At 60.4% G+C, this 14,509-nt stretch carries 14 protein-coding genes; 4 read left to right on the top strand and 10 right to left on the bottom strand.

Annotated elements, in window-relative coordinates:
* Positions 1-108: 108 nt before the first annotated feature.
* Both QDY28_RS04860 and QDY28_RS04855 read left to right on the top strand, forming a co-directional pair.
* A complete protein-coding gene (locus QDY28_RS04860) occupies positions 109-537 on the top strand; it encodes a plant virulence effector HPE1-like domain-containing protein (protein WP_331380536.1) in 429 nt (142 codons plus the stop codon).
* Between the two features lie 391 nt (positions 538-928).
* The gene (locus QDY28_RS04855) at positions 929-2,743 is read left to right on the top strand and encodes a methyl-accepting chemotaxis protein (RefSeq protein ID WP_331380864.1); all 1,815 of its coding nucleotides are present in this window, start codon (positions 929-931) and stop codon (positions 2,741-2,743) included.
* Between the two features lie 74 nt (positions 2,744-2,817).
* On the opposite strand, the gene QDY28_RS04850 is transcribed toward QDY28_RS04855, so the two are convergent.
* The 8 genes from QDY28_RS04850 to QDY28_RS04815 all read right to left on the bottom strand — a co-directional run bounded on the left by QDY28_RS04850 (position 2,818) and on the right by QDY28_RS04815 (position 12,550).
* Positions 2,818-3,312: a DUF523 domain-containing protein gene (locus QDY28_RS04850; RefSeq protein ID WP_331380535.1), complete on the bottom strand. Its 495-nt coding sequence runs from the start codon at positions 3,310-3,312 to the stop codon at positions 2,818-2,820.
* Between the two features lie 14 nt (positions 3,313-3,326).
* Positions 3,327-5,441, bottom strand: a complete 2,115-nt coding sequence (glyS, locus tag QDY28_RS04845) for a glycine--tRNA ligase subunit beta (RefSeq protein WP_331380534.1) — start codon at positions 5,439-5,441, stop codon at positions 3,327-3,329.
* A 12-nt stretch (positions 5,442-5,453) separates the two neighbouring features.
* The gene (locus QDY28_RS04840; protein WP_331380533.1) at positions 5,454-6,851 is read right to left on the bottom strand and encodes a DUF2207 domain-containing protein; all 1,398 of its coding nucleotides are present in this window, start codon (positions 6,849-6,851) and stop codon (positions 5,454-5,456) included.
* A gap of 145 nt (positions 6,852-6,996) precedes the next feature.
* Complete coding sequence (locus tag QDY28_RS04835) at positions 6,997-7,617, bottom strand: DUF2207 domain-containing protein (protein WP_331380863.1); 621 nt, start codon at positions 7,615-7,617, stop codon at positions 6,997-6,999.
* Complete coding sequence (locus tag QDY28_RS04830) at positions 7,562-9,502, bottom strand: DUF2207 domain-containing protein (RefSeq protein WP_331380532.1); 1,941 nt, start codon at positions 9,500-9,502, stop codon at positions 7,562-7,564. Before QDY28_RS04830 ends, QDY28_RS04835 begins: the two co-directional genes overlap by 56 nt.
* 84 nt (positions 9,503-9,586) lie before the next feature.
* The gene (locus tag QDY28_RS04825) at positions 9,587-10,843 is read right to left on the bottom strand and encodes a 3-phosphoshikimate 1-carboxyvinyltransferase (RefSeq protein ID WP_331380531.1); all 1,257 of its coding nucleotides are present in this window, start codon (positions 10,841-10,843) and stop codon (positions 9,587-9,589) included.
* A gap of 87 nt (positions 10,844-10,930) precedes the next feature.
* On the bottom strand, positions 10,931-11,482 hold the full coding sequence (locus tag QDY28_RS04820; RefSeq protein WP_331380530.1) for a LemA family protein: 552 nt from the start codon (positions 11,480-11,482) through the stop codon (positions 10,931-10,933).
* Between the two features lie 108 nt (positions 11,483-11,590).
* Positions 11,591-12,550: a glycine--tRNA ligase subunit alpha gene (locus tag QDY28_RS04815; protein ID WP_331380529.1), complete on the bottom strand. Its 960-nt coding sequence runs from the start codon at positions 12,548-12,550 to the stop codon at positions 11,591-11,593.
* Between the two features lie 125 nt (positions 12,551-12,675).
* Here QDY28_RS04815 and QDY28_RS04810 point away from each other — a divergent pair, with 125 nt between their 5' ends.
* Together QDY28_RS04810 and QDY28_RS04805 are read left to right on the top strand one after the other, a co-directional pair.
* Entirely contained in the window at positions 12,676-12,960 is a 285-nt protein-coding gene (locus QDY28_RS04810; protein ID WP_331380528.1) for a hypothetical protein, read from the top strand.
* A gap of 8 nt (positions 12,961-12,968) precedes the next feature.
* A complete protein-coding gene (locus tag QDY28_RS04805) occupies positions 12,969-13,283 on the top strand; it encodes a type II toxin-antitoxin system RelE/ParE family toxin (RefSeq protein ID WP_331380527.1) in 315 nt (104 codons plus the stop codon).
* A 123-nt stretch (positions 13,284-13,406) separates the two neighbouring features.
* Here the strand turns inward: QDY28_RS04805 and QDY28_RS04800 are convergent, their stop codons facing one another.
* Both QDY28_RS04800 and QDY28_RS04795 read right to left on the bottom strand, forming a co-directional pair.
* Positions 13,407-13,598 (bottom strand): hypothetical protein, encoded by a 192-nt coding sequence (locus tag QDY28_RS04800; RefSeq protein WP_104822173.1) that lies wholly within the window; start codon positions 13,596-13,598, stop codon positions 13,407-13,409.
* A 16-nt stretch (positions 13,599-13,614) separates the two neighbouring features.
* A complete protein-coding gene (locus QDY28_RS04795) occupies positions 13,615-14,475 on the bottom strand; it encodes a S49 family peptidase (protein ID WP_331380526.1) in 861 nt (286 codons plus the stop codon).
* Positions 14,476-14,509 lie beyond the last annotated feature (34 nt).

Below are 14,509 nucleotides of genomic sequence, written 5' to 3'. Positions count from 1 at the left end.
AGCCTGTGCCGATTTCTGCGGTTCCGCTAAACTTTTAGCAAATCTCCTGACGGGATGGAAACAAAGCGGCGCTAATCTCTCCGCCATATAAGACGGAGTGGTTTTGTTATGCGTCCCTTTTTCCTGACTTTGGCATGTGTGCTGGCCGCCGGCTCGGCCATGGCTTCGTCAATCCAGCCCATCGACAGCAAGACGGAAACCGGCGGCGGCAGCATCATCGACAAGGTTTGCACCGACTGCCCGGCGCTCAAGCCGGAAGCCGTCAAGAAGGATTATGTGGTGCCAGAGCTGACGCCGGGCACACAGTCCATCGTCGTGCGCGACATCGATGGCCAGCGGAAGGTGGTTCGCACCGAAGCCTGGATGGGTGGCTCTCCGGTCGTCTTCATCTCCAAGCCGACACCTGAAGCCCTTGCGGCCGCCGACGCTCCGAGCGACGGCATCGATTTTGCCACCAAAACGGCCGCACTGCCCGAATCCGCCAAGGCGAAGGCACCCCCGCCGCTCGATCTCTCCGGCTTTCAGCTTCGCCAGTAATAACAGCCGTTTTATCCTGTTCCCTGCCCCGCCCGGCCAAAGTTTCGGTCGACGGGGTCTGCCGCAAGGCGGACCTATGCGCCCCTGAAGAGAAGCAGGGGCGCATTTGTTTTGTATAACAAGGCAAAAGAATTTTGCCGCCAATTCCAGATAAACTTGAAAGCGAGTTAGTATTATTTATTGCGATGCAACGGAGCGATTGATTAAAACTGCTTAAATCCTGATCACGCGGTTTTGATTAAAACTTTGTTAGACATAAAGCGCGATTTTGCTTGCACCGGACAGCAGCATGTCATTTCGAGCAGCGGCAAGCGTATTGGGGTTCTCCCAGGCGATCGCACAGGCGGTAGAAGACCGCGCCGGTATTCGTCCTACCCTGTTGCGAGGCATTATGAAGAATCTCAAGATCGCGCGTCAACTCTTCGCCCTTCTCGGCTTGCTTATGGCCGCTTTTGCCGTGGCGACCTATTTCCAGATCCGGTCGCAGGCGGATTCCATCTATGACGATCGCTTCGACATGCTCCGCACGCAGGTCGAGTCCGGTATTTCGGTTCTGAATCAATATTATCAGCGCGAAAAATCCGGTGAGATGACGCATGAGGCGGCCCAGGCCGAAGCCTTCAAGATCCTCTCGCATATCAGCTTCCAGCCCGCCGGCTATCTCTTCGGCTTGGACTACAGCGCCATTATGCGCTTTCATCCCAATCCGGCTAATGTCGGCAAGGACATGTCCGGCCAGGTCGACAAGAGCGGCACCTATTTCAGCAAGGAAATGGTAGAAAAGGGCATCAAGGGCGGCGGCCGTACAGTCTATTACTGGGGCAAGCCCGGCCATCCCGACGGTGAGCTTTTCCTGAAGGGCAGCTATTCGGCAGCCTTCGAACCCTGGCAGATCGTTCTCGGCTGCGGCGTCTATATGGACGACCTCGAAGGCCAGATTCACGCGGCAATGTGGCGGGCGCTGCTGATCTGCGGCTTCGTCTTCCTGGTCGGCATCGGTTCCGCCCTCTATTTCATCCGTGGCATTACCAAGCCGCTCGCCGAGGTCCATACCGCTCTCAAGGCCGTGGCCGATGACGACGTGAAGATCGTCATTCCGCACGCCGAGATGCGCAACGAGATCGGGCTTATGGCTAGGGCCACCCTGGCGCTGCAGGAGAAGGTGCGCGAACGCCATGCGCTGGCGGATCGTCAGGCCGCCCAGGAGCTGGAAATCAGCAGCGAGCGCGAACAGAACCTTCGTCAGCAGCAGGACGAAGCGCATGAGCAGGCACGCGTCGTCTCCATCATCGGCCGGGCGCTCGAAGCACTCGCCCAGGGCGATCTGACCGTGCGCTGCGGCGATATCGGCATTGGCTATGCCGGGCTGCGCAACAACTTCAACGAGGCGCTGCTACATCTGGAAGCCGCCATGGGTCGGGTCAATGCCAAGGGCAACGACATCGGCGTCAGCAAGGAAGAAATCCGCAGGGCCTCGAACGAGCTGTCGCAGCGCACCGAGCGCCAGGCCGCGAGCCTGGAAGAGACCTCGGCAGCGCTCGACGAACTCACCGTCGCCGTGCGCCAGACCGCCGAAGGCGCCCATGAGGCCAGCAAACGCGTGCACGCCGTCAGCACCGAGGCATCGCGCAGCGACGCCGTCGTTGCCCAGGCGATCGACGCGATGAGCGGCATCGAGAAATCGTCGGAAGAGATCAGCAAGATCATCGGCGTCATCGACGAGATCGCCTTCCAAACCAATCTTCTGGCGCTGAACGCCGGCGTCGAGGCGGCTCGTGCCGGCGAATCCGGCAAGGGCTTTGCCGTTGTCGCCCAGGAAGTACGCGAACTGGCGCAGCGCTCGGCCGCTGCCGCCAAGGAAATCAAGGACCAGATCGCCCGCTCCTCCGGCCAAGTCGACGAGGGCGTTCGCCTCGTCGGCGAGGCAGGCGAAGCGCTGAAGCGCATCTCCGACCAGATCAAGGCCGCCAATGAGATCGTCTCGAAGATCGCCCACAGCGCCTCCGAGCAGGATACGACATTGCGCTCGATCTCGTCTTCGATGAACCAGCTCGACGCTGCCACGCAGCAGAACGCCGCCATGGCCGAAGAGACGACGGCATCGGCCGAAACGCTCGCCGCCGACACCGAGGATCTGCTCGGGCTCATCCGCGGCTTCCGCGTCAACGACAGCCGTCCGCTCGCCCAGAGCCGCCGCGCCGCGTAAGCGGCAACGCAACAAATGTCAGCAGCCGCCGGGCGCAAACCCGGCGGTTTTCTTTTTTGGTATGAACGGTTGCCTCAGTCGGCCGTCGCCAGCCGCTCGACGAGCGTGTCAATCTCGCGGTCGGAATAGACTTCAATGCCTGCCCGCTTCAACAGCGCCGCCGCGACACCGTGGCCGGCATGCCGGCCGCCGGAGAAGGTGCCATCATAAATGAAGCCCGAGCCGCAGGACGGGCTGCCATCGATCAGCAGAGCATAGCGGCAGCCGGTTTCCCGAGCGAGCGCCAGGGCATTTTCAGCCGCCTGAAGAAATCCCTGCGTGACATCCCCGCCGGTGATCTCCATCACACGTGCACTGCCGGCAAGCACGTCCTCACCGGTCGCACCATTGGCAATTTCGGCCGGCGGCCTTGGAACTGCCATGCCAGCGGACATTTCCGGACAGATCGTCACCAGCCGCCCTTCCTCGCGCCATCGTTCGATCGCCGGATGGACGAGCGACTTCGAGCGGCCGTCATAACGGACGGCATGACCCATGAGGCAGGCGCTGACGAGGATTTTTCCAGTCATCGCGCCTCCATGCCTTACCCCGAAATCTTCGAGAAATCCGCCACCGTGCCTGTCGCTTCGCGGATCAGGCGCAGCAGCGCGAGACGATTGGCTCGAATGGCGGCGTCCTCGTCATTGACGAGCACGTCTTCGAAGAAGCGGTCGACGGGTGCGCGCAGCTTGGAGAGCGCGGCCATGGCGGAACGGAAATCTTCCTTGGCGATCGCATCGGAGGCTTCGGCGGAAGCTTTGGTGATGGCGGCGAAGAGGTCTTTTTCGGCATCGAGCTTCAATAGGTTTTCTGAAGCGCCATCGGCTATGACCGTGCCCTTCTTCTCCTCGGCGGCGAGAAGCTGGGTGGCGCGCTTGGTGCCGGCAAGCAGGTTCTTGCCGTCTTCGGAGGTGATGAAAGCGGTCAGCGCTTCGACACGGCGGGCGACCATCAGGAGATCGTCGGCTTCCGGCGTCAGCACGGAGTCGATAAGGTCGTAACGGGCGCCCTGATCGCGGAGGTAAACCTTCAGGCGGTCATGGAAGAAGGCGAGGAGATCGACGTCCCTTGTTGTCGCCAGAAGCGGCAAGCGCACCTTGCATTCCAGCAGGATTCTCACCACGCCCAAAGCGGCGCGGCGCAACGCGAACGGATCCTTCGACCCCGTCGGCTTTTCGTCGATCGCCCAGAAGCCGATTAGCGTGTCCAGCTTGTCGGCGAGCGCGACGGTGATCGCGACCTTATCCTCCGGCACACGGTCGGACGGACCCTGCGGCTTGTAGTGATCTTCGATTGCGGCAGCTACCGAAGCGTCTTCGCCTTGCAGCACCGCATATTTGCGGCCCATCAGGCCCTGAAGCTCCGGGAATTCGCCGACGGCTTCGGTGCGCAGGTCGGCTTTGGCGAGGATCGCGGCGCGATCGACCTTGGCCGGATCGGCGCCGGTGATTTTGGCAAGCTCGGATGCCAGCGTACGAATACGGGAGACGCGCTCGCCTTGGCTGCCGAGCTTGGCATGGAAGGTGACGTTCAGCGCGTCGAGCTTCGCCATCCGCTGGTCGAGCGGCTTTTTCAGATCAAGGCCGAATTTTTGGGCAGAGGCTTCCAGCGTTTCGAGATCCGGCAGGTCGCCCTGGTCGCGCTTCCAGAAATGCAGCGCGTCCGAAAGACGGGCGCGCACGACCTTGCCGTTGCCGTGGATGATCTCCTTGCCGCCATCCGTCGCCTGGATATTGGAGACGAGGATGAAACGGTTGGAAAGCGTCTCGCCGACCTGCGGGCGGGTGACGAAGCACTTCTGATTGGTCTTGATCGTCAGACGGATGATCTCCGAAGGGATCGACAGGTAATCCTTTTCGAAAGAGCCCATCAGCACCTGCGGCCATTCCACAAGGCCGGAAACCTCTTCCAGCAGGCCCTCGTCCTCGACAAGTTCCAGGCCGTTGGCAAAGGCCACATCGCGGGCATCATGCAGAATGATGTCCTTACGGCGTTCGGCATCGAGAATGACCTTCGCCTTCTCCAGGCTCGCCACGTAGTCGTCGAAACGCTTGACGGTGATCGCCTGCGGCGCATGAAAGCGATGGCCATAAGTCACGTTCGAAGCGACGATGCCGTCGATCTCGAAGGGGATGACGGCGGTCTCCTCATGCTCGGTGCCGAAGAGACAGACGATCGACTGCAGCGGGCGCACCCAGCGCAGCGAGCCGGGCTTGGCCGATGCCTTGCCCCAGCGCATCGACTTCGGCCAGGGGAAATCGCGGATGATGCCGGGCATGATTTCGGCAACGATTTCCTCGGCGGCGCGGCCGGGCTTGGAAATGACCGCAACGTAGAAATCGCCCTTCTTCGGGTCGCTCTGCACCTGCGCCTCGGCGATGGAGGAGAGGCCGGCGCCACGCAAAAAGCCTTCGATCGCCTTTTCATTGGCGTCGGTGCGCGGTCCCTTGCGCTCCTCGCGCACATCGGCCGAGCGCGCCGTCAGGCCGCGAATGTCGAGTGCCAGCCGCCGCGGCGTCCAATATTCGCGCGCACCCTCATAGGACAAACCCGCTTCGACGAGCGCGTCGGTGACGAGCTTCTTCAAGTCGCCGGCAGCCTTGCGCTGCATACGGGCGGGAATTTCCTCGGAGCGGAGTTCGAGAAGGAGATCGGGCATGTCAACTGTCTTTTATGTTGAGGCAAAAAGGGTCCGGGCGGACTTAGCAAGCCCGGCGGCAAAAGTCACCAAGGCAAACGGCGAAATTACCATCCCGCCGCCTCCACCGCCGCCGGAGGAGCCGCTGCTGCGGCTTGGTGGATCATCGGAAGACTCGTCCCGGCCGGTCGAATCCGACGAAACGTCTCCCGAAAAAGCAGAAGCTGAGGTCGATGTCAAAGCCGAGGAAATGGTGGACGGTATGAACGCCGCGACTGCCGACGGCAGCGCGGCGGCATCTCTCACCCAGCCCACCCCATGATGATGGTGATAATGTTGGTGTCGGTTGCACCACGATGGTTGATAGGAAGACACTGACGCCAGTCCCGCGGCTTCCCCAGTAGCTGGCGTGATCCAGGTCTCGAACACCTCCGACCACTTCTTTTCTACTCCAAGCGCGACAGCATAAGGCAATAGCCTCTCAAAATGCTGCGGCGACATCCGGACATCGTCCCGCACCGCCATGCGCGCCTCGTCCACCAGAGAAAGATAGCGCCGCAGGCCGTCCAACTGACCAATCACCGCGACGCCGAGCTTCGTCCATGTTTCCAGAATAGGCGCAAAAACGAAATTGATCCCGACTATCGACATAACCAGAGCGGCAAGGACAAGGCCTTCCGGACCTATTGTGCTGGGCCGGCCAAGGACCTGCGCGCCGACAAATGCCAAGAGGCCGAGTACGACGATGAGACACCAGATCGCGGAGATGCGCTCTCGACGACCGGTGCCACGCCGACGGATAACCATGATCGGCAATCCGATCATCAACGCCAACGGAACGAGCATCAGGACCGCCGCCAAGCCGATATTGTCATACCCCGCCATCGCAATGGCGAGGAGTGCCGCAAGAGTGACCAGCAGACCTCCACCCAATTTTGCATTGGTTGTCTTGAAGTATCTGCCGGCGTGATCACGCTCGATCACGGTTCTGAACCGCGCCGCGAGAGCGCTGATTGCCGCGCCGTTCTTCCGGTCAAACACCAATGGTTCATAAGGCGCGATCGCACTTCTCAAGAGCATTTCAGCGCTATCAAGCTCCCGCGACGGCGGCTTGTCGGTGGCGTGAACGAGAAGCCTGTCGCCGAGATCGTCCAGGGTTACATAGCCCTTCACGGCAAGATTGAGGAGCGCCGCCGACATCGCGGCGCCCACCCCGTGGGGAAAGCCCTTATTGTCGATATAATTCGCGACCGCTGGCGACACGCCTTCAGGCGGGTCCCAGCGCGGCACAACAACCTTCGAGAATGACGAGACCGCAACCTTGTTTCGCGCCCACAGATAGTAGACGAGCAATAGGAACAACCCAAGGGCAGCGATCATGATAAGATGTGGTAGGTCGTCAGGCACCACGATGGAGCCCTTCGGCAGCATGACAGAGACCGTCAACCCTTCGCCTTTCGCGAGAGGGCGCGTCGTCGAGAAAACGATCTTATCTGGCTGTTGAGTAACCGTCGCGTTCTTGCCAGTCGCACCGGCAACGCCGGTAAAATAAGCAAACCTTTGCGGCGTCATCCCATCAGGCAGGATGATCGTTGCCGATGCCCCGGAGGATCGGGAATTGCCAGCCGTTGCCGGTGACGTTCCAATAAAGCTCGTCATAATCATCGAAGAATCGAAACTGCCGATCCGTTTGGTAGGCGATACGGAATGTGTGCTTGCCGCGGTCGAGCAGGAACGTCTTTCCGTCCTTATCGGGGCGCCCGATGTATATGCGCGTGCCGCCATCGATGTCTTCCTGGCGCCACTCCTCCGGCTGACTGTCCCGCTCGACGGATATCACGCTGAAATCGACCCGCTTCTTGCGGCCGGTGGCATCCAAGAAATCCAATGGAAAGTCACGGAAAATGCCGCGGCGGATAGCTTTGCCTTCGGCATCGACGGCAATCGTCTCGACGATTTGCAGCGAGCCGCTGCGTTCGACGGTTATCGTTTGATCGAACCCCGTGATAATCTCAGCCGCGGTCGCGGCATGTGCCAAGAAGACGGACAGAAGTGCAATGATTACACTTCTGATTGAAAACGATATTCCCATACCCCACCCTTCAACAACGACGCGCCCCCGCGAAGCCAATCCTAGGCGATCACCATCCACCCCCGCCTCCGCCGCCTCCACCGCCGCCGGAGGAGCCGCCGCCATCGCCGCCACCGCCCGAAAAGGCAGAGGAAGAGCTGGAGACGGGCGCGGGGATGGTGGAGGCGATGGTGGATGCCATGGAGGAGGAAAAGTCGCCGATCGTGCCGCCGATATTGCCTGGGTGGAAATCGCCGGAATACCAGGCCGGTGCATAGGCCGCCGCCGCAGCGGCACCCGCGGCAGTTGCCAACCATGTCTCGAAAGCGGCTGACCAAGGCTTTTCGACACCGAGCGCGACCGCATAGGGCAGCAGCTTTTCGAAATGCTGCGGCGACATCTGCGGCGCGCCCTGCATGTTCATCCGGTCGCGCTCGGCCAGTGTCAGATATTGCCGCAGCCCGGCGATGCCATCCATCATCTTGCGCCCGAGCGGCGTCGGCGCCCCCATCAGGAAAAAGAAGACAACGTTGAGCGCGAAGATGCCGACGATGCCGGCGAGAAGAGGCAGTTCGCCCGCTTCCCACAACGGGACGACAGCCGCAGCCAAGCCGCCGACCGCGGCCGACACGAATAGAAAGCCGAAGAAAGCAGCGATCAGAACGGAAAGAATTCGCCGTCCAAGACCGGCATCATGACGGCGGAACCTGCGGCCGATCGTGCCGGCAAAGATCGTCACCACGATCGACAAGAAGCCGGGCACGATGATGAGAGGCAGCGCATTCTCGTGCAAGCGGCCGAAAATCACGATCGCAGCCAGGGTAAGGACCGACAGGGCAAGGCCCGCGATAACGTAGAGAAAATTGGCCTTGTAATATTCGCCGCGATGATCGCGCTCGATCGCGCTGCGGAATGTCGAGCCAAGCTGCTGCACCGCCTCGCCATTCGCCCTGTCGATAACAAGCGGGGAAAATGGCCCGACGGCCTGGATGAGCACCTTGTCGCCACCGCTGAGATCGCTGCCTGCCTTGCCGGTCGGACGGATGACCACCCTTTCCTTCAGGTCGTCCAGAATGACATAGCCGCGCACCGCAAGATCGATCGCCGTCGCCGACAGCGCTGTCCACCCCGCACCGGAAAAACCCCTGCTGTCGATGTAGTTGACCAACGCCGGCGAAATACCCTCGGGCGGATCCCAGCGCGGGACCATCACACCGCGTCGGGGATCGCGGCCGACGGCAATCCAACTGCGGAGATAATAGGCAAACACCAAAATCAAGCCGCCGATGGCGATGATCGCGTCGAGATGATCGGTTATGAACCAGTGCCATTGTTGGCTGCTTGGCGGCAGGATCGCGCCCTTCGGCAGCTTGATGGCGATCGTCAGGCCCTCCGCCGGGGCCAAGGGCCGCGTGGTGACGAAGGTGATCTTGTCCTGCTGCGTGCTGGCGCTCGCGTCCTGGCCCGTCGCCCCGATCGACCCGGTATAATAGGCAAGCTGTTGCGGCTTCACGCCGTCCGGCAGGGTGACGGTGGCAGAAGCGCGAAGGATTGGGAATTGCCAGCCGTTGCCGGTGACGTTCCAATAGAGCTCGTCGTGATCCTCAAAATAGCGGGTCTGGCGATCGGTGGTGTAGGCGATGCGGTAGACATGCTGGCCACGGCTTATGATTCGATCGGCATTGCCGATATAGATGCGTTCCCCGCCTTCGATCTGCTCCTTGTGCCAATCTTCCGGCTGTCCATCGCGCTCGACAGAGACGACGTCAAAATCCACCTGCGCCTGGCGGCCTGCAGAATCGACAAAAGTCAGCGGAAAGTCGCGGAAAATACCGCGGCGGATGGCGCGGCCTTCCGCGTTCACCGCAATCGTCTCGCTCACCTGCATCGAGCCATCGCGATTGAGAATAATCGCCTGATCGAAAGTGTTAATGACTTCGGCGGCTGACGCGAGCGATGCGGAGAACAGCAGGAGCAAAGCGATAGAGAGTCCGGAAAGCCAACGCGTCATCACACCTCCTGCTATCCGACGGCACCCCATTTTTCAGAGCGCCGCGCGTGCTGAAATCTCCATCCGTCTGCCCTTGCGGCGGTATCAATCGTCGTAGGCAACTCCCAGTGACGCCAGGACACTCCAATAGGCCGGGAAGGTCTTGGCGACGCAATCGGGGTCGAGGATGGTGATGCCGCTGATCTTTAGACCAGCAAGCGCGAAGCTCATGGCAATGCGGTGATCGGCGAAGCTGTCGATCTCGGCCGTCAGCGTCTTGCCGGCAAGGCTTGGATCGGAGGCAACGATCAGGTCGTCGCCCTCCTCGGTGCCGAGGCCGGGAACAATGCGCGACAGGCCGCTCGACAGTGCCCGGACGCGATCGCACTCCTTGACGCGGAGATTGCCAATACCGACGAAACGCACCGGCGTCTCATTGAAGGCAGCCAGCACGGCAAGCGTCGGAATGGCATCCTGCATCTGCGATCCGTCGATGACGGCGGGCAGATGCGGAAACTGCGAGATCATCTCGTAGGCACGGGCGTCCGGCTGCGAGAATTCCGTCGCCGGCGTGCCGAGATCGATCTTGCCGCCGGTCAGCACTTCCGCCGCCCAGAGATAGGTCGCGGCTGACGCATCCGGCTCGATGTGGAAATCGGCCGCGTGATAGCCGGTCGGCTGAACCCGCCAGGCAACGGAGCTGACGCGCTCCACCTTTGCGCCGAAGGCGCGCATGGCGGCAACCGTCAGATCGATATAGCCGAGAGCGCCGATATGTTCGCCAAGCAGCACGACATCGACCGGCCGATCGCCGCCAGCGGCCGTCATCAGCAGCGCCGAGACATATTGGCTGGAGAGGCCGCCATCGATCTCAACCCGGCTCGCCTCGAAGCGGCCGGTGCCGTTGATGGTCACGGGCGGGCAACCGGTCTCGGCCGAGGCATCGATGCCGAGGGAACGCAGAGCGTCAACCAGCGGGCCGATCGGCCGCTTGCGCATATGCGCATCGCCGTCCACCACCACCTTGCCGTCCACCAGAGCGGCGGCGGCTGTCAGGAAGCGGGTCGCGGTGCCGGCATTGCCGAGAAACAGGGCCGCGGCCGGTGACTTCAGTTTGCCGTCGCCGGTCACGATGAAAGTGGTGTCGTCCGGCTCGGCGATCGCAACGCCCATGGCGCGCAGCGCTTCGGCCATATAGCGCGTGTCATCGCTCTTCAGCGCACCCGTTAGCCGGCTGGTTCCCTTGGCGAGGCCGGCGAGCAGCAGCGCGCGGTTGGTGATCGACTTCGACCCCGGCGGCATGGCACGTCCGGTAAGCGGCTTGCCGGGGGGGATAATCGTGAGTTTGGCTCTACCCATCATCAATCTCTTTGGTCAGTCCAGAAAGCGGCCAATGGCCTGCGGTGGGGTTCCTTTACCGCCTGCAATGCAAAACCGATAGAAGGAATCTTAGAACTTGACGGATGGAACGGCGCGGTCCGCCTCGTTGGTGATTTCGAAGAAGGCGCGCTTGGAGAAACCGAAGGGGCCGGCGAGCAGATTGCTGGGAAAGCTCTCGACCTTGACATTAAGATCGCGGGTGGCACCGTTGTAGTAGCGCCGCGACATCTGGATTTCGCCCTCAATACCTTCGAGAGAACGTTGCAATTCGAGGAAATTCGCGTTGGCCTTCAGATCGGGATAGGCTTCGGCAAGCGCGATCACACGACCGAGCGCTTGCGAAAGCAGGCCTTCCACCTGGCCGCGAGCGGCGACATCGCCGGATGGCATGGCCTGCGCCCTGTTACGCAACTCCACGACCTCTTCCAAAGTCTGCCGCTCATGGCCAGCATAGCCTTTGACCGTCTCGACCAAATTCGGAATGAGATCGGCACGGCGCTTGAGCTGCACATCGATCCCTGACCAAGCCTCCTCGGCGATCTGACGCGCGCGAACGAGGCCGTTATAGGTGAAGACGGCATAAAGCGCGATCAGAACGATGATCGCCAAAATAATATACATCGCGAACCCTCGTGGCGAATGCAACCGCGAGGAAGACTATGCGGCTTAACGGATATTGTCATTCGCTTTTCGCCGCTAAGCCAATACCTTAGAGATAAGGAATGTGCCTTAAGCGGCCTGCTTATCCCAGTTCGCACCGCCGGCATCAGTCAGCAGGAATGCTTCGCCGCAGGCTTTCGCCAGGGTGCGGACGCGCAGGATATAGCTCTGGCGTTCGGTAACCGAAATCACGCCGCGCGCATCGAGCAGATTGAAGACGTGGCTAGCCTTGATGCACTGGTCATAGGCCGGGAAGACACATTTGTGGAGGAGCTGATTGGCGTTGTCGCCCGGCGCGCCGGCGGCGAGCAGCGCCTGGCATTCCTTCTCGGCATCGATGAAATGGCGATGCAGCATTTCCGTATTGGCATATTCGAAATTATGCCGCGAATATTCCTGCTCGGCTTGCAGGAAGACATCGCCATAGGTGATCTTCTCGTCGCCTTCGAGACCGTTGAAATTCAGATCATAGACGCTGTCGACGCCTTGGACATAGGTTGCCAGACGTTCGAGACCATAGGTCAATTCGCCGGCGACCGGAGCGCACTCGATGCCGCAAACCTGCTGGAAATAGGTGAACTGCGACACTTCCATGCCGTCGCACCAGCATTCCCAGCCGAGACCCCAGGCGCCAAGCGTCGGGCTCTCCCAATCGTCCTCGACGAAGCGGATGTCATGCAGCAGCGGATCGAGGCCGATGGCCGCGAGGGAGCCGAGATAGAGCTCCTGCAGGTTCGGCGGGTTCGGCTTTAGGATCACTTGATACTGATAATAATGCTGCATGCGGTTCGGGTTTTCGCCGTAACGGCCATCGGAGGGACGACGCGACGGCTGCACATAGGCTGCCTTCCACGGCTTCGGCCCAAGCGCGCGCAAAGTCGTCGCCGGATGGAATGTGCCGGCGCCGACTTCCATGTCGTAGGGCTGCAGAACCGCGCAACCCTTGTCGGCCCAGTAATTGTGCAGCGTCAGGATCAATGCCTGAAACGAGCGCTTCGGATTCATATTATCGGGCGGGGTCGCGGTCATGGAGATCAGCCACTATCTGCTTGGTGTAGGTTGGTTGGCGCGACAGGTGCCACGATGGAAGACAAGGGTCAAGAGATGACGTATAGATAGAGCTGTGCGTCTCCACGCCGCTTTGGAGAAGGATTATGAATGTCAAAACCGAAATCACCTTATCTGAACGCCATCTCCGCCTTGCGGAGAAGATGGTCGAGGAAGGCGCATTTCCATCCATCTCCAGTCTCGTTGAAGCAGCTATCGAGCAGATCGACCAGATAACGCATCATGACGGCGTGCCTGATGATGTAGTGTCCGACATGGCGGACGAAATTCGCCGGCGGTTGGAATTGCCTTATGACCAATGGTTGCCTTGGGACGGTAAGGAAATGGCGTCCAGGGTGAAAGATCGACTGCGCCAAAAGTACGCCAAGTAATTTTTCCCATGCGCTATGCGATAACGAAGCATCCATTTGTCGAGCGCGATCTCTTCGACATCGTAGATTTGATTTCCAACTATGCAGGTATCGAAGCCGGGCTAGCGAAGGTAGATGAAATCACGGATTTCATCGACAAGCTCAGCGAATTTCCGCATATCGGCACAATTCGTACCGATATGGGGCCAACGCTGCGGGCAATACCCGCTTCTGAAAAAGCAGTCGTCTGTTTCACCGTAGATGATAAGACCAGGATCGTCCGCATCATCTGCGTCAGCTATGCGGGCGCGGATTGGATGTCACAGGTAAAAAAGCGGCGTTGAGATCAGTATCATTGCCCCGTATATTGGCTTGATCGCGCTCAAACCTCCAATCGGCAGGAAGTTTGAATCCGAATGATTTCAGCTTCTCTAACGCCCGCTTGCGTCGCTCCGATTCGTCCATACTCATTCATCCTCCCGCTTCACCCGATACTCCCCGGTCTTCGGGTCCTTCACCAGCGTGCCGATGGCGCCCGTGCGCCTTTCGCTTTCGGCGCGGCGGGATTTCTCGGTGAGTTTTCGGGCGTCGCGCAGGAAGCGCCGATAAAGAAGCCAAATACCGCCGACAGCAACGATGAAGAAGATGATCTGCGGCATCGCGCAGCGCTCCCGATTATAATCCGTACCGCCCCCACAATGCCTTTTCCTCTGCCACCTCTGCAAGTCCGGAGGCGAGGCCGGCGCCGATGCCGTCCATGCCCGAAAGGGAAATGCCGGGCGTGCGGCGGCCGAAGAGGCTGCGCGGTGTGGTGACCAGTTCGAGCTTGATCTTGTCGCCGAAACGCTTCTTCAACTCCTGGCGCATATCACCGAGGCCGTCGATCAGGCCGAGTTCGAGACCGCGCCCGCCGGTCCAGAAGAGACCGGAGAACACGACCTCGTCTGCGGCGAGCTTGCCCGCCCGACGCTCGCGGACCATGTCGATGAAAACCTTATGGATCTCGACCTGAAGGCTCTTCAGATATTCGATGTCCTTTTCCTTCTCCGGCTGGAACGGATCAAGGATCACCTTGTTTTCGCCGGCAGTATAGACTCGGCGCTCGACTCCGAGCTTCTTCAAAAGCTCCGGAAAACCAAAGCCGCCGGAGACAACGCCGATGGAACCGACGATGGAGGTGGCATCGGCAATGATCTCATCGCCGGCGAGCGCGATCATGTAGCCGCCGGATGCCGCCACATCCTCGACGAAAACCAGCACTTTCTTCTCTTTCTCGCGGGCAAGATCGCGGATGCGGCTATAGATCATGCGTGATTGCACCGGCGATCCGCCGGGCGAATTGATGACGATCGCCACTGCCGGGGCAGCCTTCATGCCGAAGGCCTTTTCCAGCGCCTGCGAGATGCCCGCAAGATTGAGCGACTGGCGGAGAGGACCGCCGCCGGAGGCGATGACGCCGCTCAGCCGGACGACGGGAACGACCACCCTTTCCTTGCGAAACCGCTTCGGAAGCATGCGCCTAAAAAATCCAGCCATTCGTCGTCCCTGATTCATGATGTTTGCTGCAGGT

This window comes from Rhizobium sp. BR 362 (assembly GCF_036528765.1).
Lineage (GTDB): Bacteria > Pseudomonadota > Alphaproteobacteria > Rhizobiales > Rhizobiaceae > Rhizobium.
Note: the sequence above shows the minus strand (reverse complement) of the source record. Positions and strands in the feature narration are given on the sequence as shown.